At 65.6% G+C, this 18,412-nt stretch carries 22 protein-coding genes; 6 read left to right on the top strand and 16 right to left on the bottom strand.

Annotation, left to right across the window (positions count from 1 at the left end; translation table 11 throughout):
* Window positions 1-14 precede the first annotated feature (14 nt).
* Genes IPP68_07045 through IPP68_07035 form a run of 3 tightly spaced genes read left to right on the top strand, consistent with a single transcriptional unit; the run spans window position 15 to window position 2,235 of the window.
* Window positions 15-842 (top strand): FliA/WhiG family RNA polymerase sigma factor, encoded by an 828-nt coding sequence (locus IPP68_07045; protein MBL0350112.1) that lies wholly within the window; start codon window positions 15-17, stop codon window positions 840-842.
* A gap of 41 nt (window positions 843-883) precedes the next feature.
* Window positions 884-1,492, top strand: a complete 609-nt coding sequence (locus IPP68_07040) for a carbonic anhydrase (protein ID MBL0350111.1) — start codon at window positions 884-886, stop codon at window positions 1,490-1,492.
* On the top strand, window positions 1,489-2,235 hold the full coding sequence (locus tag IPP68_07035) for a GGDEF domain-containing protein (GenBank protein MBL0350110.1): 747 nt from the start codon (window positions 1,489-1,491) through the stop codon (window positions 2,233-2,235). The genes IPP68_07040 and IPP68_07035 overlap by 4 nt, the downstream gene beginning before the upstream one ends.
* A gap of 1 nt (window position 2,236) precedes the next feature.
* Here the strand turns inward: IPP68_07035 and tadA are convergent, their stop codons facing one another.
* The 5 genes from tadA to IPP68_07010 form a co-directional block, all read right to left on the bottom strand.
* A complete protein-coding gene (gene tadA, locus IPP68_07030; GenBank protein ID MBL0350109.1) occupies window positions 2,237-4,588 on the bottom strand; it encodes a Flp pilus assembly complex ATPase component TadA in 2,352 nt (783 codons plus the stop codon).
* Window positions 4,585-5,013 carry a response regulator gene (locus IPP68_07025; GenBank protein ID MBL0350108.1) on the bottom strand — a complete coding sequence of 143 codons (429 nt, stop codon included), beginning with the start codon at window positions 5,011-5,013 and terminating at the stop codon, window positions 4,585-4,587. The genes tadA and IPP68_07025 overlap by 4 nt, the downstream gene beginning before the upstream one ends.
* Entirely contained in the window at window positions 5,010-5,966 is a 957-nt protein-coding gene (locus IPP68_07020; GenBank protein MBL0350107.1) for a GHKL domain-containing protein, read from the bottom strand. Before IPP68_07020 ends, IPP68_07025 begins: the two co-directional genes overlap by 4 nt.
* Window positions 5,967-6,354: 388 nt before the next feature.
* Window positions 6,355-7,521 (bottom strand): hypothetical protein, encoded by a 1,167-nt coding sequence (locus IPP68_07015; GenBank protein ID MBL0350106.1) that lies wholly within the window; start codon window positions 7,519-7,521, stop codon window positions 6,355-6,357.
* Window positions 7,522-7,525: 4 nt separating this feature from the next.
* Window positions 7,526-8,695 (bottom strand): response regulator, encoded by a 1,170-nt coding sequence (locus IPP68_07010; protein MBL0350105.1) that lies wholly within the window; start codon window positions 8,693-8,695, stop codon window positions 7,526-7,528.
* 276 nt (window positions 8,696-8,971) lie between these two features.
* On the opposite strand from IPP68_07010, the gene IPP68_07005 reads away from it, so the two are divergent.
* Genes IPP68_07005 through IPP68_06995 form a run of 3 tightly spaced genes read left to right on the top strand, consistent with a single transcriptional unit; the run spans window position 8,972 to window position 10,985 of the window.
* Window positions 8,972-9,289, top strand: coding sequence for a PAS domain-containing protein (locus tag IPP68_07005; protein ID MBL0350104.1), 318 nt, complete (start codon window positions 8,972-8,974; stop codon window positions 9,287-9,289).
* Window positions 9,273-10,394 carry a chemotaxis response regulator protein-glutamate methylesterase gene (locus tag IPP68_07000; GenBank protein ID MBL0350103.1) on the top strand — a complete coding sequence of 374 codons (1,122 nt, stop codon included), beginning with the start codon at window positions 9,273-9,275 and terminating at the stop codon, window positions 10,392-10,394. The genes IPP68_07005 and IPP68_07000 overlap by 17 nt, the downstream gene beginning before the upstream one ends.
* Before the next feature lie 57 nt (window positions 10,395-10,451).
* Window positions 10,452-10,985, top strand: a complete 534-nt coding sequence (locus IPP68_06995) for a response regulator (GenBank protein ID MBL0350102.1) — start codon at window positions 10,452-10,454, stop codon at window positions 10,983-10,985.
* On the opposite strand, the gene csrA is transcribed toward IPP68_06995, so the two are convergent.
* Genes csrA through flgG form a run of 11 tightly spaced genes read right to left on the bottom strand, consistent with a single transcriptional unit; the run spans window position 10,924 to window position 18,410 of the window.
* Complete coding sequence (csrA, locus tag IPP68_06990; protein MBL0350101.1) at window positions 10,924-11,208, bottom strand: carbon storage regulator CsrA; 285 nt, start codon at window positions 11,206-11,208, stop codon at window positions 10,924-10,926. The genes IPP68_06995 and csrA overlap by 62 nt on opposite strands.
* Window positions 11,169-11,639: a flagellar assembly protein FliW gene (locus tag IPP68_06985; protein ID MBL0350100.1), complete on the bottom strand. Its 471-nt coding sequence runs from the start codon at window positions 11,637-11,639 to the stop codon at window positions 11,169-11,171. The genes csrA and IPP68_06985 overlap by 40 nt, the downstream gene beginning before the upstream one ends.
* On the bottom strand, window positions 11,636-12,511 hold the full coding sequence (gene flgL, locus IPP68_06980) for a flagellar hook-associated protein FlgL (GenBank protein ID MBL0350099.1): 876 nt from the start codon (window positions 12,509-12,511) through the stop codon (window positions 11,636-11,638). Before flgL ends, IPP68_06985 begins: the two co-directional genes overlap by 4 nt.
* Window positions 12,512-12,524: 13 nt before the next feature.
* A complete protein-coding gene (gene flgK / locus IPP68_06975) occupies window positions 12,525-14,153 on the bottom strand; it encodes a flagellar hook-associated protein FlgK (GenBank protein MBL0350098.1) in 1,629 nt (542 codons plus the stop codon).
* Window positions 14,154-14,208: 55 nt separating this feature from the next.
* A complete protein-coding gene (locus IPP68_06970) occupies window positions 14,209-14,703 on the bottom strand; it encodes a flagellar protein FlgN (GenBank protein ID MBL0350097.1) in 495 nt (164 codons plus the stop codon).
* 13 nt (window positions 14,704-14,716) lie between these two features.
* Complete coding sequence (gene flgM / locus IPP68_06965; GenBank protein MBL0350096.1) at window positions 14,717-15,016, bottom strand: flagellar biosynthesis anti-sigma factor FlgM; 300 nt, start codon at window positions 15,014-15,016, stop codon at window positions 14,717-14,719.
* Window positions 15,013-15,333 (bottom strand): rod-binding protein, encoded by a 321-nt coding sequence (locus tag IPP68_06960; GenBank protein ID MBL0350095.1) that lies wholly within the window; start codon window positions 15,331-15,333, stop codon window positions 15,013-15,015. The genes flgM and IPP68_06960 overlap by 4 nt, the downstream gene beginning before the upstream one ends.
* The gene (locus IPP68_06955) at window positions 15,330-16,328 is read right to left on the bottom strand and encodes a flagellar basal body P-ring protein FlgI (protein MBL0350094.1); all 999 of its coding nucleotides are present in this window, start codon (window positions 16,326-16,328) and stop codon (window positions 15,330-15,332) included. Before IPP68_06955 ends, IPP68_06960 begins: the two co-directional genes overlap by 4 nt.
* A 12-nt stretch (window positions 16,329-16,340) precedes the next feature.
* Complete coding sequence (locus tag IPP68_06950) at window positions 16,341-16,928, bottom strand: flagellar basal body L-ring protein FlgH (protein ID MBL0350093.1); 588 nt, start codon at window positions 16,926-16,928, stop codon at window positions 16,341-16,343.
* On the bottom strand, window positions 16,925-17,632 hold the full coding sequence (gene flgA / locus IPP68_06945) for a flagellar basal body P-ring formation protein FlgA (protein MBL0350092.1): 708 nt from the start codon (window positions 17,630-17,632) through the stop codon (window positions 16,925-16,927). The genes IPP68_06950 and flgA overlap by 4 nt, the downstream gene beginning before the upstream one ends.
* The gene (flgG, locus tag IPP68_06940) at window positions 17,625-18,410 is read right to left on the bottom strand and encodes a flagellar basal-body rod protein FlgG (GenBank protein ID MBL0350091.1); all 786 of its coding nucleotides are present in this window, start codon (window positions 18,408-18,410) and stop codon (window positions 17,625-17,627) included. Before flgG ends, flgA begins: the two co-directional genes overlap by 8 nt.
* Window positions 18,411-18,412 lie beyond the last annotated feature (2 nt).

The raw sequence follows: 18,412 nt of genomic DNA, 5'->3' as shown, positions 1-18,412 counted from the left end.
CCGGGAGGAACGTTATGAGGAACGCAACGTCGGAAAAAGGAATCGCGGGTCGCGCCTCCGCCACGCCCGCCGTTTTGGAGGACGCCTGGCGGCGGTTTTTGGTGGACCGCGATCTTTCGGCGCGGGAAACCATTCTGGCGCAATTCGCGCCGTTGGTGCGCCACGTGGTCGGCCGCATGCCGGTGGCGTTGGTCCCCCAGGTGGATCGGGACGACCTCGAAAGCGCGGGGGCCATCGGCCTGTTGAAGGCGCTGGACCGTTTTGATCCCGGCCGGAACGTTAAATTCGACACCTTCGCCTACCGGTGGATCCAGGGAAGCGTGCTCGACCATTTGCGCCGGTTGGACCCCTTGAGCCGCGGAGGCCGGCGGCGCGTGGAGCGCTACAAAGCCGCGAAAAACGAAATGCGGGAACGCCTGGGGCGGGACCCTTCGGATCTCGAAATCGCCGGGGCGCTGGGATTGAGCCCGGCGGACATGCGCGGGTTGCACCAGGAGGTCGTGCACGACGGCGAAATGTCTCTGGACGGCGGCCCCCGAGGAAACGAAGACGGCGACGGCGGCGGTCCCGACCTGCTGGCGGCCCGGGCCGAACCGGACGTCCTCTCCTGCCTGGAAAAAGAGGAAGTGATCCGACGTCTGCGCGAAGGCGTTGACGCCTTGCCGGAGAAGGAACGGCGGGTGGTGTCCCTGTATTATTTCGAAGAACTGACCCTTCGGGAAATCGGCGAAGTGCTGGGGGTCTCGGAGTCCCGGGTGTGCCAGATCCACGCGCGGGCGGTCAAGATCATCGAGCACTGGCTGGCGTCGCCCCGGGCCACCCCGGCGGGGTGTCCGTCGTGAACGTCCGGGTTCTGGGGGGGTGTTTGATCCTCGCCGGCGCCCTGGTACACGCGGGGGAGCCCGCCGGCGCGCCCGCGTCGGCCGACCGGGTCTGGCGCGCGTTGTCCGATGGAAATCATCGATTCGTCAAAGGCGTCCTTCGGCCGCGGGTCACCGTCGCCCGCCGCCGGGAGTTGGTCGAAGGGCAGCACCCCCGCGCCATGGTGTTGTCCTGCTCGGACAGCCGCACCCCGCCGGAGTTGTTGTTCGACCAGGGGTTGGGGGATCTGTTCGTCGTCCGAAGCGCCGGGGAAGTGGTGGACCCCGTGGCTCTGGGCAGCCTGGAATACGCGGCCGAACATTTGGGGGTGGGGGTCTTGGTGGTGATGGGGCACCGGAAGTGCGGGGCCGTGGCGGCGGCCCTGTCCGGCGAGCCGATGCCGACGCCGAATCTGGACGCCATCGTTAAACGCATCCGCCCCGCCTTGCCCGATGCCAAAACCAAGGCCGGCGACCGGGCCCGATTGGCGGAGGAATCCAACGTTCGGGAGGCGGTTCAAAACATCCTTTTGGAAAGTCCGCTCCTTCGGGAGCGGGTGGCGTCGGGGAAACTCCTGGTCATTCCCGCCCTCTACGATTTGACCACCGGCCGCGTGGAGAAACTGCCGTGAACGTCCGCGTCCTTTGGCCGCGGTTGGGGGGGCGGTGGTGGACGGGGGGGGCCTTGGCCCAATGGCTTCGTCCGGGCCGATGGACGTTTTGGCCTTGGGCGGGCCGATCGCGGGGGGCCCGTCGTCGGGAGCGGGAGGAACGGTTGTTTCACGCCGTGCGGCGGTTGAGGCGGCGGAACAGGCGTTTGCGCACGTTGGTGTCTTTGGACGGCCTCACGGGGGTGGCCAACCGGCGGGCCCTCAACGAACGGTTGCGGGCCGAGTGGTTCCGGGCGCGGCGCGGTTCCTACCCGCTGGCCCTGCTGTTGGTCGACATCGATTATTTCAAAGCCTTCAACGACCGGTTCGGCCATTTGGCGGGGGACGACGCGCTTAAAAACGTCGCCCGGGCGTTGATGGAAACGGCGCGACGGCCCGGCGACCTGGTGGCGCGTTACGGCGGAGAGGAATTCGCCGTCGTACTGCCCCACACCGACGTGCCCGGGGCCGCCTTGGTCGCCGAAAGCCTTCGACAGGCCGTGCACAAAACGGTGCGGAGGTTGTCGATCGAAGGGGCCGGCTTGACGGTCAGCGTCGGCGTGGCCTCGTGGATTCCCGACGGTCGAGCCGCGCCTTTGGATCTGATGGCCGCCGCGGACCAGGCCCTCTATCGGGCGAAAGCCCGGGGGCGAAACCGGGTGGAACTGGACTGGCCGTCCTGGGGTCGTCCCCTGCGGGCGAACGTGGCCCCGGCCGTCGCTTAAATTAGAGAACGGGCCGCGCCGCGGGCGTGGTCCGTTTGTGGCCGCACCCGGGGCAATGACTCCACAGGGGCTCCAGAGTCCGGTGGCACCCCCCGCACCGGTTTCGGCGCTCGGCGCCGCAAAATGGGCAGAACCCGTGGGTGACCTCGTAGGGGCGTCGGCAGGATCCGCAGGGTTCTTCGTAGCGGGTGGGGGGCCCCATCACCCGAAGAACCTCCTCCAGGGTGGTGATTCCGGCGCGGGCTTTTTCCAACCCGTCCTCCAACAGCGTTCGCATTCCGGCGGCCCGGGCCAGGCCCGCGACCGCCGATTCCTCCACCCCGCCGGCGATTCCCCGCCGCAGCTCGTCCGTCACCACCAAAACTTCAAAAAGCCCCGTCCGGCCCCGGTAGCCCGAGTGGTCGCATCGATCGCAGCCCGTTCCCGCGAAAACGGTCGGAAAATCTTCGGGCCGCAGGCGGAGGAGCCCCAGGGTATCCGCGGCGGGCTCCACCCGGGTCCGGCAGCTTTCGCAAATCCGGCGAACGAGCCGTTGGGCGATGATCCCTTCCAGGGCCGACGCCAGCAGGTAGGGTTTGACGCCGATGTCGATCAAACGGGTGAGGGACGCCACGGTGCTGTTGGTGTGCAGCGTCGAAAGAACCAGGTGGCCGGTCAAGGCGGCTTTGAAAGCCACGTCGGCGGTTTCCTCGTCGCGGATTTCGCCGAGCAAAATGACGTCCGGGTCCTGTCGCAGGGTGCAGCGGAGGGTGGCGGCGAAGGACAACCCCAGGCTCTCCCGGACCTGCACTTGATTGGCCCCCTCCAGCCGGTATTCCACGGGATCTTCGATGGTCTCGTAATTTTTATAGGGGCTCAAGGTTTCGTTCAAAATGGCGTAGAGCGTGGTGGTTTTTCCCGACCCCGTGGGGCCGGTGGACAGCACGATGCCCTGGGGGCGGCGCAGCAGGGGGGAGAGACGAAGAAGGTCGGCGGCCGCAAAGCCCACGTCCGCCACTTTCTTGACGGCCCCGGAGGTGTCCAGAATGCGGAGGACCATTTTCTCCCCTTCGACGGTGGGCATGGTCGAAAGACGCACGTCGATCAACCGGGGTCCGGCCTTGAGCGTCAGCCGGCCGTCCTGGGGGCGCCGCCGTTCGGCGATGTCCAGCTTGGCCAGGATTTTGAGGCGGGACATCGTGGGCGCGTGGAGGGGTCCGGGGATTTTTAACCGCGTCTGCAGCATGCCGTCCACCCGGTAGCGGACCAGGGACACCCGGGCCTTGGGTTCGATGTGAATGTCGGAGGCCCGGCTTTTAAGCCCTTCGAAGACGATGGCGTTCACCAGGCGGACCACGGAGGCTTCGTCGGTTCCCGAGAACAGTTTGTCCAGGGCGTTGGGTTCTTCCTCCTCCACCACGAGGTCGAACCGGCCGCCCTGGTCGTATTGGACCTGCTTTTCAAAATCCTGAAGCGACGTGTACGCCGGGGAGTCCCCAAAAAATCGGTCCAAGCTTTTCAAAATGCCGGAAGGCGTCGCGGCCAGGGCCGTGACGGGCAGTCCGGTGACGATGGCGAGGTTTTCGATTTTGACCACGTCGGTGGGGTCGGCGAAGGCGATCACCAGTCGATCGTTTTCGATCCGGACGGGGGCCAAACGCCCTTTTTCGCAGATCTCCCGGGGCACCATTTTAACGGCCTCGGCGGCCAGGGCCACGCCGTCCAGTTCGATCGTGGGGACGTGCTGGGCGTCGGCCACCACCCGGAGCACCTGGGCCTCGGTCACCCGATCCATCCGTACGAGCGTTTCAATCAGGGATTCCGGCGCCCGGCGTTCCCGTCCGGCCGCGGCGGCCTGGTCCGCCGTCACGAGCCCGGCTTTCTCAAGGACGAAGCCGAGGGTGCCCCGGGGCCGGTCCCACAAGCGGTCGATTTTTTCGACCAATTCGTCCTGGGCGCAGGACCGGTCTTGCAGCCGGTGGTGGGCCGATTCGAGCGTGCCGTGTTCCAGGGCCCGCCGCACGGTCATTTTTAAATCGTCGTCGTCCCAGGGTTTGTTCAGGTATTTGTAGACCGCGCCCCGCTCCGCCGCTTCCCGCATGACCTTGGCGTCGGTGACCACCGTCAGCATCAGGCGCTTGATGTGCGGCCACCGCTCGCGCACCTCCCGTAGAAGGTCCAGCCCCGTGCGGCCCGGCATGTTCTGATCGCTGCAGATCAAATCCACGGGCTCCCGGGACAGCACGTCCAACGCCTCGGGCGGACCGGCCGCCACCAACACCCGATACCCCGGATCGGCGAACACCCGCCGCAGGGCGTTCAAGGTGTTGACTTCGTCGTCCACAAACAGCAGGGTGGCCGGGGCGGTGGTCATGGGAGGGGGGGCGGGACCCCGGCGCGGCCCCGGCGCCAATCCAAACGGCACACGGGGTGGTCGACGGCCTGCTCAATGGCGGCAATCAGTTCCTGGTCGTCCCAGGGTTTGGCGAAAAAACGAAAAACCTTCCCCTCCCGGAGCGCTTCTTCCACGGCGGTGGCTTCGGCGTATCCCGACAAAATAATGCGGATGGTTTCGGGCCATCGTTCGTGGACTTGATGGAGAAGTTCGACGCCGTTCATCCCGGGCATGCGGTAGTCCGCCAACACCACCTCGGGGACGGGGCCCCTTTCGAGGAGCGCCAGGGCTTCGGGGCCCGAGAGCGCCGTGGTCAATTGGAATCGCTCGGAACGAAACACGCGCTGAAGGGCGCGCAGGACGTTGCGTTCGTCGTCGACGCAGAGGAGGCGAATGGAGGTCATGCCTGGGGCTCCAGGGCGGGAACGCGCACGGTAAAGGTGGTCCCCCGGCCCACTTCGCTGTCCACCGAGATTTCGCCTTTGTGGCGGGCCACGATGTCGTAGGCGATGGAAAGGCCCAAGCCCGTTCCCTTGCCGGCTTCTTTGGTCGTGAAGAACGGTTCGAAAATCTTCTTGCGAATCGGTTCGGGGATCCCGCACCCCGTGTCGGAAACGGAGGCGACGATGGAGCCGTTGTCTTGCCAGGTTTTAACCGTGATCACGCCTTGTTTCTCAATGGCGTGGGAGGCGTTGACCAGCAGGTTCATGAACACCTGGTTCAGCAGCCGCGGGAAGCATTTGATGCGCGGCAGGGCCCCGTATTCCTTGGTGAGCTGGGCCTTGTATTTCAATTCGTTCCAGACGATGTTGATCGTGCTGTCCAGGCAATCGTTGATGTTGGCGTGCTGGTGTTCCGCCTCGTCCACCCGGGAGAAATTCTTCAAGTCCTTGACGATTTTAACGACGCGGTCCGTCCCTTCCAGAGACTCTTGAATCAAGTCGATCATGTCTTCCACGGCGTAATCCAGTTGGCGGTCCCGCCACTGGTCTTTGAGGGCGTGGAGCGGAGTCCCCGCCGGGGCCTCGGCCAGGAGACGCTGCAAGTCTTTGAAAAATCCGGTGACGCTGTCCGCGTATTTGGCGAGGGTGCGCAGGTTGGAGGAGACGAACCCGATGGGGTTGTTGATTTCGTGGGCCACGCCCGCCGCCAATTGGCCGATGGACGCCATCTTTTCCTGTTGAATAATGCGGGACTGGGTTTCCTTCAACGTCGAATTCATTCGCTCGAGTTCCCGGGCGGTGTGGAGCAGATGTTCTTCGGTTTTTCGCCGGCTCAGGGCGTAGCGGAGGGTGCGTTCCAGGAGCGAGGCGTCGTATTCGCCTTTGACGAGGAAGTCGTAGGCGCCTTCCCGCATGACCTGCAGATCCACTTCCCGGTCGCCTTTTTCGGTCAAAACGATCACCGGAGACTCGGGGCCCCGGTCTTTTAGGGCCTGAAGGAAATCGAGGCCCGTCTTGTCGCCCAGATGGTATTCCACGAGGACCAAGGCGTACGCTCCCTTGGAAAGGGCTTTTAAACCCGCGTCGTAATCGGCCGCCCAGTCCAGGCAATAGGTGGCGGATTCAAATTGCTCCAAAAGGGCCCGCGCGTCGTTGAAATCTTTTTCGTCGTGGTCGACCAGCAGGATCGGAACCGGTGTGGTGGACATCCTTCCCCCTCGAAATCGGCGCGTTCGTCCGGATCGGCCGACGAATAGACGACGACGGCCCAGGCCGCGTAGTCAGGGGAATTATCGGTTCAGGCTAAGAAGACTTAAGCGGGGGGGGGATCGGCCGGGCCATGGCGCGGGCCCGGTCGTAGACGTTGGGGATGTGGAGCAGGGAACGGTATTTCGACATGGTGCGAAGGGCGATTCGCGGTCCCTGGCGCTCGGCCAGGGCGCGACAAAGCTCCTCGTCGCGAAATGGAGTCGGACGGGCGCCCGAACGAATCAGCCGGGTTTCCTCCTCCACCAGGTCCTGGATTTTGGCCAGAACGCCCTCCACCGACCGTCGGCCTAGGAAATCCTTGATTCGGCGTTCTTCGTTCCAGGGCGTTAAAACGGATTTGGAGGCCACGATGCGGCTGATGGTGCTGGAATGGACTCCCAATTGGTGGGCCAATTCTTCCTGCGTGAGGTCCTTTAAATCTTCCTGGTGGCCGGAGCGAAGGAACCCGTCCTGCCGTTGGACGATGGTTTCCAGCACGCGACTCACGGTGGAGCGTCGGGCGTTGACGAATTCCATGGTTTTGACCAGTTTTTTAACTTGGCGAAATTCTTCGAGGGTCATTCCCGGGAGGCGTTTGAGGGAATTGAGCCGGTCGTAATGGATGACGTAACGGCCGCGGGCGTATTTGAGGGAGGTGTAGCGGATCGCGAAGGACCCCTCCCCGTCGGGTTCGATGTGGGCGATGCGGGTGTTGGTGGGGGACATGGCCGGGGAGGGGGGCTCGTAAAATTCGGACTGAACCCCCACCCGGGTCACCAAATCCAGAGCCCGCTGGGCGTCCTCCAAGCTGACGCCGCATTCCCGGGCGATGTCGTCCAGGGAGCGGCCCCCCTCGCCGTACAGGAAAAAGCGCTCGAAGTTTTTCTCCCCGATGCGCCGGCAGAGGGCGATCAGGGACCGTTTTTCGTCCAGGAGCGACTCGACGTCCAGCCCCCCCGCGGCGGGGGCGATGTCCTCGTTGATCTGGAGAAAGCGGGGCGCCACCCCGCTCCGCTGAAAACGTCCGTAGGAGAAGAGTTGCCGGTGAGGGTCGCTGGTGTAGAGATATTTTTGAAAGAGCGGATGACGCTCCACGGTCAGGACCAATTTGCCGAAGTTTTCTTCGGGCAAGGCCATCAAATGGGCCAGCTTCAGGCGGGGAATGAGGCGCTGAAGCGTTCGAGGCGCCGCGGAACCGGTGAGGCGGGGGCCGGGGGTCATCGCATCACCGAGGGTCGGAAGCCGCCAGGAGATCGTCGACGGTGGCCAAGAGGGTTTTGGCCGTAAAGGGTTTTTTCAAAAACGGGGCCTCCATCAAATCCGGCAGAGCCTCGGCGTATTCCTCGCGGCCGTGGCCGCTCACGAAGACCACTTTTTGCCCGGGCCAACGGGCCCGCAGGGTTTGGTAAAGGTCGAGTCCGTCGTGTTGTTTGCGCAGGGAGATGTCCAGCAGAACGACGTCGGCGTTCTGGCGGGCCAGGGCCTCCAGCGCTTCCGATTCGTTGGCCACGGTGACCACGTCGTGGCCGGCGTTTTCCAGCAGCCGCCCGAACAGTTCCCGCTGGTCGCGTCGGTCGTCGACGATCACCAAACGGGACCGCCGCGGGACGGGGGGGGGGTCCGGTTTTTGCACCGAATCCCGCAGGGCGGGAAAATACACGTCGAAAAAGGAACCCCCGGGACCGGAGCGAACGTCCACGAAGCCGCCCTGGCGGCGGACCAGCCGCCGGACCACCATGAGGGCCAACCCGCCCCCGGAAGGACGCGCCAGGACCATTTGGGAGAAATAGGGTTCAAACAGGCTGGCCCGCTGATCGGCCGTCAGCAAGGGGCCCGAGTCGCCCACGCTCAAAACAACGTAATCGCCTCCCGGCACCCGGTCCAGCCCGGGGTGGTCGGCGGAGAGCCGCCGAAAAAGCACGGCGACGGACAATCGCCCGCCGCCGATCATGGCGTCCAGGGCGTTGCGCGCCAGGTTTCGGAGTATGACGGGAATCCAATCCGCCGAACCTTGAATCGGGGGAATCCCTTCTTCAAATTGAAAATCCGATCGAACGGAGGGGCAGTCCTGGAGGATTTGGCGGAGGGGTTCTTTGGCGAGCGTCACCCGCACGAGATCCCCAAGGTTGAGCGGCCCGATGTTGGTTCGGTCCGAGGACAAAAGAGACAAATGGGTCGCCAAGTCGTCCAGGCGTTGGACGGCGCGACGCATTTCAACCAAATCCCGCCGCAGAGGGCTGTCCGCGGGGATGTGGCGCATCATGACGTCGGGAAGGATGGTGAGGCACCCCAACACGTTGCTCAGCTCGTGGGCCACGTCCATGGCCAAGGGGCGGGCCCGGGTGGTGAAAGACGCGGACTGCGTTTCAATCAACGACGGCGTGGTGTCGCTCAATGGGGCCTCCCGAAAATCGTTTCCGGTGTTCCGAACGAGCCGTGACCCTCGAGGTGCGCTTCAGCACGTCGCAGTGTTGAAGGATATTTATAATACACATTTTTACTTTTACGGTAAATCCTGTTCACACTATACCCATATGCAAAAAGTGTGCCAACCCGGAAGGGGCTGTGGTTCTTTGAATTCCTTCCGATAGTGTGAAAAAAGGGAGGCCGAGCGATGTTTGAACTGGCCGGACGATTTCGGGGTTGGGCGCTGATTTCACGGGAAGGTCACGTGCTTGAATGGAACGACGAAGCCGAGCGTCTTTTCGGTTGGCCGCGTCGGGACCTTTTGGGGCGGGATTTTATTGAAACCCTGGTGGAACCCGCCAACCGAGCGTCTTTTATCAAAGACCTCCAAGACGCGGCCGCCGCCGGGGGGTGTCCGGTGGTCGGACGACAATGGGAAACCCCCCTGACCACCCCCACCGGGGAGGTGGTGCGGGCCCGCTGGGCCGTGAGCCCGCGGCCGCCCTGGCGAAGCGCCGTCGTTTTTCATGTGGATCGATCGGTTCGTTCGAGCGACGGGGGGGCGTGTGTCGCCACCCGCTGAAAAAACGGAATCGACCGGGTCGGCGTCCCTGATTCCGCCGCGACCGGTTCGGGTGCTGGTCATGGACGCCTCGGCCGCCGGTCGGCGGAGCTTGGCCGACCTCCTTCAACGCCAGGGAGGGGTTCGGGTTCAATCCCTGGCGGGTCCCGAGGGGTGGGACCCCCTTCGCCGGGACTTCGACCCCCAGGTCCTCGTCCTCACCATGGGCACCGCCGCCGGAAACGGGTCCCGTTTCTTGGAAACCCTAATGGACACGGACCCTCTGCCGGTCGTCCTTTGCGGCGGCGACGACGAGGGCGATTCGGTTCTGCGCTGCTTGGAACGCGGCGCCGTGGCCGCCTTGCCGTCGCCTTCCACCGGGTCGGGCGACGATTTGAGCGACGTCCCGACCCTTTTGATCGGCGAAATTCACCGGGCGGCGGCCGCCAGCCTGTCGTTCGATTGTTTTCGAAAGCGGACCCCCATCGAGGCGCTCCCGCGGGACCTGTGGCGGACCGGCGCGAAACGGAGCGGTTCGCCGGTGATCGTCCTGGCCGCCGGAGAAGGGGGCACGCCCGCGCTTCAAGAAATTCTCAAGGCCCTGCCCGAAGACACGCCCGGGGTGTTGGTCGCGACGCGCCTGCCCCAATCCCACACCGGCGCCTTCGCGCGGCGGCTGGCGGGCGTTTGCCGCATGGAAGTCAAAGAAGGCGTGCCCAACGACGTCCTTCGCCCGGGGCAGATACTGATCGCTCCGGGCAACCGCCACGCCCTGCTGGCCGCCTCGGCCAAGGCCCCCCACGTGGAAATCGTGGAGGGACCGTTGGTGGGGGGCCATCGGCCCAGCTTCGACGTCTTGTTTCGATCGGCGTCCTTGGCCGCGGGGGCTCGGGCGGTGGGGGTTCTTTTGACGGGCCTGGGGGAGGACGGCGTGGCGGGCCTTGCGGTCCTGCGGGCGGGGGGCGCCCGCACGGCGGCGCAGGAGGGCTCCACCTGTTTCGCGGCCGAATTGCCGCGCCTGGCGGTCGAAAGCGGGGCCGCCCGGGACGCCGTGCCCCTGTCCAAATTGCCGGCCTGGATTTTGGAAAACGCGGTGACGTGCCTGGAGACGGATCCGCCGCGCTAAAACGCGGCCGGGACCCCGGAAACGATTTGAGTCGCGGAGTCTGACGGGAGGATGTCCATGGTGTCCAACATACGGGTGTTGTGCGTTGACGACGATCAGGGGGTGGTCAAATCCCTTCGCCGTCTGCTCCAAAAAATAGACGTGGAAGTGCTCACGGCGTTGTCGGGCGACGAAGGCCTGCGCCTCCTGCGGGACACCGGCCCCGCCCACGTGATCATCTCCGATTACCGGATGCCCGGCATGAACGGGGTTGAACTTCTCAAGGAAGTGGGACGGCGGTGGCCCCAAACGGTGCGGCTCATGCTGTCCGGGCACACGGACTCCTCGGTGTTCACCGCCGCGGTGTTGGACGGACGCATTTTCCGGTTTCTCACCAAGCCCTGGAACGACGACGAGGTGCTGGCGGTCGTGTCCCACGCGGTGGACCGCTTTTGGCTTCTGCGCGAGAACGACCTTATGAAGCAGGAATTGGAATTGAAGGACGCCGAATTACGGAAATTAAAAAAGGAATTGGGGCGACCGAAAGCCGTTAAGGTCGAGCGCCCCGGGGGGGCCGCCGGAACGGTGACGGCGCCGCCGACGTCGGCGTAGAACCGCCCCGGGCCAAGGCCCGGGACAAATCCTCCACCCCCGCGGCGGCCGAATCCCGGTTCTCCGCTCGAATGCTGTCGTAGAGTTCCCGCCGATAAACGGGCACCGCGCCGGGGGCGCGGATGCCCAACCGAACGTTTCCGCCTTCCACCGCGAGCACCGTGATTTCCACGGTGTCGCCGATCAGGAGGCTTTCGCCTTTTCGACGGGAGAGAAGGAGCACGGGAGCGTCACGGGGATCGGGTCGCCGACCGGGGATTGGACCAGCTGGCGCCCGAGGCGCCGGCGGAAATTAAACACGAGCGGTCCGGACAAGTTGAGTCGCACGCCGCCGTCGGGCGTGACGGAAACGGTGACCAGAACGTCGGGGAGGGCGCGGGAGCCCAACCGCAATCCCGCCAGGTCGGCCGGGCCAAAAACGTAACGGCAATCGGGCAGGTGGCGCCGCGGATCGGTGACGGGAAAGGCCAGGCTGCCGTCGTCCGCGCTTTGCAGCCAGCCGAAATCGCCCCGGCCCGCGTGGTCCAACAACAGAAACCGCCGTTGGCCGGGGAAACCCACCAAGCCGCCGACCAGCGTCAAAACCGAGGCGGCGTCGGGCCGAAGGACGCCGAAGCGCGTGGTGGTCAGGGGCGGTCGCGCGCGCCGGGTCATTTGAGAAAGTCCAGCAGCGAGGCGCCGAACAGGCGCGCCGAAGCCGCCAAGGAGGCCTGGTAGACGTTGTTTTCGCTTTGCAGGTCCATGGCCGCTTGGGCCATGTCCGTGTCGTCGTTTTCCGAGCGGCGTTTGGTCAGGGTGACGTTCATCTCGTCCAACCGGGATTGCGTCAGAGTGACGCGTTCCGTTTCGGCCCCCAGGGACGCCTCCATCCGGAGCACTTTCTTGATTCCGTCGTCCAGGGCCGGCACGGCGCCGCGAACGGCCGCGGGGTCGTCGTTTTGGAGGGCGGTTTGAAGGGCGTCCAGAGCGGCGAAGAGGTTCGTCCCGTTCCGGAACACCTCGTCGCCGTTGTAATTGACCGTGGTGGTTTCCCCCGGGGCGATGTCGCGTCCGATGGTTCCGGTGTCGCCCCGGTACGTCCCGTCCGCGGCAAAGGGCGCGGCGGTCGTGGCGTGGCCGCCGAACAGGGAAGCGCCCTCCCACTTGGAATTGGCCAATTCCACCAGGGATTCCCGAAGTCGCGCGACGCTTTCGCCCAGCGCGTGCCGGCTGTCCGTCGGGGTGGAGTCCGTTCCGCCCTCCAGGGCGTCGGTCCGGGCTTCCTGGAGAACTTCGCGAACCCGGCTCAGGGCCCCGAGCGTCGCGTTCATCCAGGCCAGGGCTTCCTGGGTGTTTTTCTTGAATTGATCGAGCCCCGCGGCCGACGCTTGGAGGCGGATCGACCGGGCGGCGTCGATGGGCTCCTCGGACAGGCCCGTGAGGCGCTTGCCGGAAGCGATTTGCTGTTGGAGTTTGGCCATGGCGGCCAGATGGCCGTGGATTTCGTCCACGACCCCGCGGTGGATCAATCGTTCGGTGACGCGCACAGGAACCTCCCGGTTATCGATGGACCATGTCGAGCAACGTGCTCAACATTTCGTCGGCGGTTTGGATGGACCGCGCCGCCATTTCGTAGGACCGCTGGTAGCGGATTAGATCCGTCAGTTCCTCGTCCAGAGAAACGCCGGAGACGGATTCCCGCAGTTGATCGATTTGTTGAACCAAAAAGGTTTGGTTGTCGTGGGTGGCTTGGGCGGCGGCCGACCGCGCGCCCAGGTCGGCCAGAAACCCCTGGTAGGAGCCGTCGAAACTCGCGTGGCCGTCGGAAAAAACCTTTTTCTCCCGGAGACCGGCCAAAGCGCGGGCCAGGGCGTTGTCCCCCGGGGCGCCGGACACGGACGCCGCGACGGCGTCCGGGTTGTTTTGGACGGCCTCCGATAACCCCAGGGCGCCGGGTTCCCCGGCGAAAAAGTCGTTGACGATGCCCAGGGTTTTCCAGGCGCCGTCGGGGTCGCCCGTCATTCGAACGGTTTGGGGGGAAGCGCCGCCCGGGGCCAGCACCAGGCGCGCGCCGTCCACCGCGGCGTGGACGCCCGTGGCGGCTTCCTGGGCGTTGAGACGGGAAACGACGGTGGCCAGGTCGTCCCCGGCCGTGAGGGCGATGTCGACGCCGTTCAACGACACCGTGGCGTCGGCCGCCAGAGTTCCGGGGAAATTCACCGCGCCCCGTAGGCCCGTGGAGCCGTCCAGGCCCACGCCGGTTCGGTGCAGGGCGTTGACTTCGTCCCGGAGCGTCCGGGACCAGTCCTTCAACGATTGGGTGAGCCCGGTCAACACCGTGTCCCGGGCGGCCACGAGGCCCCCCAAGCGCCCTCCCACGGGCTCAAAGGCGTCCCCGGTTTCTTTCCAACGGATCGCCAGGTGGCCTTCGGGGTCTCCCGCCCGGGGGAACGTTTCCAGAGACCCCACGCGGCCTTCCTCGACCAACGGCGCCCCTCCGGCGTAAACCGCCACGGAGCCGTCGGCGTGGTCCACCACCTGAACCGACGTCCACTGGGACAATTGGCCCACCAGGAAATCCCGGCGGTCCAAAGCGTCGTTGGGGGTTTGGCCGTTCAGCAGGGCCGTTTTGATGGCGTCGTTCAGCTGGTAAATTTCACGGGCGGTGGCGTTGATTTGGGGAATCACGGCGGCCATTTCGCTGTCCACATCGGCCCGCTGTTGCGTCAGTCCCTGAAGAGTCTGGTTGAGCCCGGCGGCCAAGTCGGCGCCCCGGGTCAAGACCACCGCGCGGATTCCCGGGTCCGTGGGGTGGTTGGCCAATTCTTGCCAGGCGGACCAAAACTTGTCCATGCGGGTCGACAGACCGTCTCCGTTGGGCTCGGGAAAAAGGGATTCCGCCGACTTGTAGGCCGTGGCCAGGGCTTCGGCCTGTCCTTGTCCCGTGGTTTCGCGACGCCAGCTGGCTTCAAAAAAAGCGTCCCGCAGGCGCTCGACGCCCATCATCCGGACGCCCCGGCCGACGTCGAAGCGGTCCGTCAGATCGGGTTGCTCCGTGGTCAACACGATTCGTTGGCGGGAGTATCCGGGGGTGTTGACGTTGGAAATGTTGTGGGAGACCGTCTGAATGGCGGTTTGAAAGGTGCGAAGGGACCGGGTGCCGATTTCAAAACTGGCGAGAAGAGACACGGGTCAATTCCCCGCCGTGCGATCGGGGGCCGGGGCAAACCCCCCGGGTCGATGGTCACGCACGTTGGTGGACGACGCGCCCGGCGGCGTCGCGTTCAAGCCCGGCCGGACCGTAAATGAATTCGCGGGGGGCCGTGGCCCAGTCCAAAAGGCGGCGGCCCACCGTGACGGCTTGGCGGATCAACCGGCCGTTGGCTTCGTTCAAGGCGCACAAGTCGCGCATGACCTGGAGCAGGCGGTCTTTTTTCCCAACCAAACGTTCCCGGGTGGGGGCGTCCAGGCGCGAGGCGAGTTGGGAGAGGGGGCGGTCCACCGGGGCCCAGCCCCAGGATCGTTCCAATTGAAGGGCGCACCGTCGCCGTCGTTCGTCGGCGTCGGCCAAGCGCTGAAGGCCGTCGGCCTTTTTTCGGAGAAGTTCCGGCAGGGCGTCCCGCCGGGCGGCGACCAGGGCGGTTCGTTCCTCGGTCATGATGTCCCGGAGTTCCCCGCACAGACGCGTAATCTCCTCCAACGCGGATTCCATCCGCGCGAGGGGGGTGTCGGCGGCCACGGCCGTCAAGGCGTCAGGCGGACCAGGCGTCCCGGATTCGGGCGGCCAGGTCATCGGTGCTCACGCGGTAATCGCCGCGCGCGACGCGTTCTTTCAACGCGGCCACTTTGGCGGCCCGGTCGGCGGCGCCGTCGTTCACGTGGGCCCGCAGAACCTGCAGGTCCCGGGCCACGGGCGACAGGGTCACCTGATCCTGAGCCTCCGACGCGGCGGCGGGACGTTTTTTGGCGGCGGCGCCCGTTTTGGCCGTTTCATCGGCGGCGGACGCGCCCCGGGAGCCCTGGGGCCCCGAGGAACCAATGGATGGAATCATGGATGTATCCTCCTCTCACTTCCTTTATCGGCCCCGGGCGCGGGAACTTGAGCCCGGTTCAACTGGCGGTAGAGCATCGGACCCACGCCGAGGCCGCCGGCGCGGGACATCTCCTCGCTCAGCGACTGGTCATACATGTCCTGGGTGATCTCCCGGGCGGGACCGGACCCGCCGAGGGCGGTCGCGTCCACCGTGGAGCGCATTTCTTTTAAAAGCGCGTGCAGGAAAATGCCCTCGAAACCCCGGCAGGCCTGTTTCAGGCGATCGTTGGAACGGGTCGGCGGCGGGGCGGGGGGCGCGGTTCGGGAAAGTTTCACATCAGCACCAGTTCGGCCTTGAGCGCGCCGAGACGCTTGAGCATCTGGAAAATAACGACCACGTCCCGGGGGCGCACGCCCAGCCCGCTTAAGAGGTCCACCAGCGACGTGACGTCGGCCTCGGCCCGGGCCGGCCCCCCGCCGATTTCGATTTTGACGCCGCCGTGGGAGATCGCCACCGGCGCGATGCGAACCCCCTGCCCGGCAATGACCGTCCCCGTGCGTTCATTCAAAACCACCCGGGGGGCTTCGTCCGGGGTGACCGCCACGCGCTCGACGCGCGCCGCGAATCCCACGGGGTCCTCCCGAAAATCGTCGGGAATTTCCACGTCCACCCGGCCCGGGTCCGTGGCCCGGGAGGGCGCTTTCAGGGTTTCCTGGACCGCCTGGGCGATGCGTTCGGCCGTCACCGCGTCGGGTCGATCCAGCGTGACGGCCAAATGTCCGTCGGTTTCGGCGGCGGGCCCCCCCAGGGGTTTCTCCAGCAGCACGCCGCTGGGCAGAAAAGCCGTGGTCGCCCCGCCCGCGGAGGCGGAACCTTTTCGGTCCTCGCCCGATTCCGGTTCCTCCGCCAATCGTCCCTGGGCGGTGGCGTAGGCTTTTCCATCGACGCCCAAAAGGGCCGTCAAAAGCAGTGTCCCGCCTTCCAGCCGCGAGGCGTTCCCCAAGGACGAAACCCGGGCGTCCATCGCCGCGCCCGGCCGGCTGTACGCCGGCACCCGGGCCGTGACCGCCACCGCCGCGATGTTGCTGGATTGGAGTTCCTGGGGCGAGGCCGCGACCCCCAATCGATTCAATAAATTGACGAGGGATTGGGCCGCCGGTCCGGAGCCGGGCCGGTCGCCGGTTCCGCGCAGGCCCGTTACCAGCCCGTACCCCACCAGTTCCATGTCTCGAACGCCGCCCACCCGGGCGACGTCCTTCACCCGGGTTTCGGCCGCCGAGAGGTTCAACGCCCCCGCGATTCCCAACAACAAAAACCAGCCTGGTTTCATGTCATCCTTCCGCTAGAAAACGATCCCGACCAGCCAGGCCAAAAGACCCCGATGGTGGACGGAGGGTTCCCGGCGGCTTTTGTATTCAATGCGGGCGTCGGCCAGCCGCGTGGAGAGAATCGTGTTTCCGGGCCCAATGTCCGCGGGCCGGGCGAGGCCCTTCAACCGAATGGTTTGTTCGCCGCCCTCCAGAACGATGGTCTGCTCGCCTTCGAGTCGGAGCAAACCGCCGGGCAGAATGTCGATCACCCGAGCCGTCATGTTGGCGATCAAGGACCCCCGGCGCTCCAGGCCCGATTCGGCGTTGGTGTCGTTGGTCGTCTTAAGACCCAGGGAGGAGCGGGCGGCTTTGCCGCCGGTGTTCGTTTTTAAATCCACGGACAAATCGCCCTCTTTGTCGGCGCGGGAGGTGACTCGACGGGAACCCTTGGACGTTTCCATGATTTGCACGGTGACCAGGTCCCCGACGCGACCGGCCCGGGTGTCGGCAAAGAGGGACAATAGCGGCGTTTCGGCGATGGGCGGCGGCGCCGGTGGCGTGGGTCGGCGACCGAAGCAACCCGCGACGAACAACAGCGCCAGCGGGACCCAGCGGTTCACTGGGCGGCCCCGGGGGCGGTCAAATCGAGCTGTCCGGGCCCGCGCACGGTGGCCGTGACGGGGCGGCGGGTGGAGGCAAGCCACACCGGAATGGCGTCGCCGGAGCGGCCGTCCCGCAAAGCCCGTCCCGTGGCGCTCAGTCGAAGGGTTCCGGCCGTCACGGTCACGCGGACGGTTTCGCCGTTTTTAACCAGGGGGCGGGGAACCACCATCGAGGCGGCGAGCGGCGTTCCGGCCGGGAGCCGCCGCGCCCAAAGATGGTCGGGCGTGTCGGCGGGGGCCAGGAGTCGTTCCGCCGGGGAAATCTCCCGGCGTTCTTGAATCAGGTCGTCGATCGAAACGGGGGCGCCGGCCGCCACGGAGCGGCGCGTGACCCACACCGCGGCCGTCCGATGAAGCCGATAGGAAAGCAACACCGTCCGAACCCGCCGGCCGTTGCGGGTCAGCCGCACCGTCAAAGACACGAGGGCGCGGGGCGTCGGGTCCACGGGGTCCGCTTCGGCCGCGACGTCGACAACCTCCGCCGGAACGACCGGCGCGGGGCCCAGGAGCTCCCAACGCCACTCGCCCGACGTTGATGGAAAAGCCCGGGACAACGCCCGGTCGGCCGCGTCCAAAATCGGGCGTACGGAAGCGGCCCGCAGGGGGAGGCAAATCCCCGCGAGGACGGCCGCCCAACCGAATGAAAAGAGTCTTCTACCCACGGAGATTGTTCGACAGGCGGATCATTTCGTCGGCCGTCTGAATGGCTTTGGAACTCAGTTCGTAGGCCCGTTGGGCGGTGATCATGTTGACCATTTCGTCGACCACCCGCACGTTGGACATTTCGAGCATTCCTTGCCGGACCGATCCCACGCCCTGGGCGCCGGGCGTGCCCGTGAGGGGCGTTCCCGAAGCCGCCGTTTCCGCGTAGAGGCTGTGTCCCAGGGATTTGAGGCCCGGGGGGTTGGAGAACGTCGCCAACTCCAAGTTGCCGATGACCGCCGGAACGGGGGAAGCGGCCGATTTGGCCGACACCGTCCCGTCCAGGGACACGCTGATCTCCTGGGTGTCGGCCGGGACCGTGAGGGCGGGTTCCAGCAAATAACCGTCGGCCGTGACCACGCGGCCCTCGGCGTCCAGTCGGAAGGTGCCGGACCGGGAATAGGCTTTGCTGCCGTCGGGCAGAGACACCTGGAAAAACCCGGTGCCCTCGATGGCCAAATCCAGGGGGTTTTCGGTGTTCTCCAGGTCCCCGGGAGTGAAAATCTTCTGGGTGGCCACGGGGTAGGTTCCCATGCCGACCTCCAAACCCGTGGGGGACACGCCGCCCTCTTCGCTGGCGCCCGGTTCCTTCAGGGTCTGGTAATACAAATCCTGGTAATCCACCCGCAGTTTCTTGAACCCCGCGGTGTTCACGTTCGCTAGATTATTCGCGATGGTGTCGACGTTCAATTGCTGAGCCGACATCCCCGACGCCGCCGTCCACAGTGCGCGCAACATGA

The organism is Elusimicrobiota bacterium (assembly GCA_016722575.1).
GTDB lineage: Bacteria > Elusimicrobiota > Elusimicrobia > FEN-1173 > FEN-1173 > JADKIY01.
The sequence above is the reverse complement of the archived record's forward strand: the minus strand, read 5'-3'. Positions and strand labels throughout refer to the sequence as shown.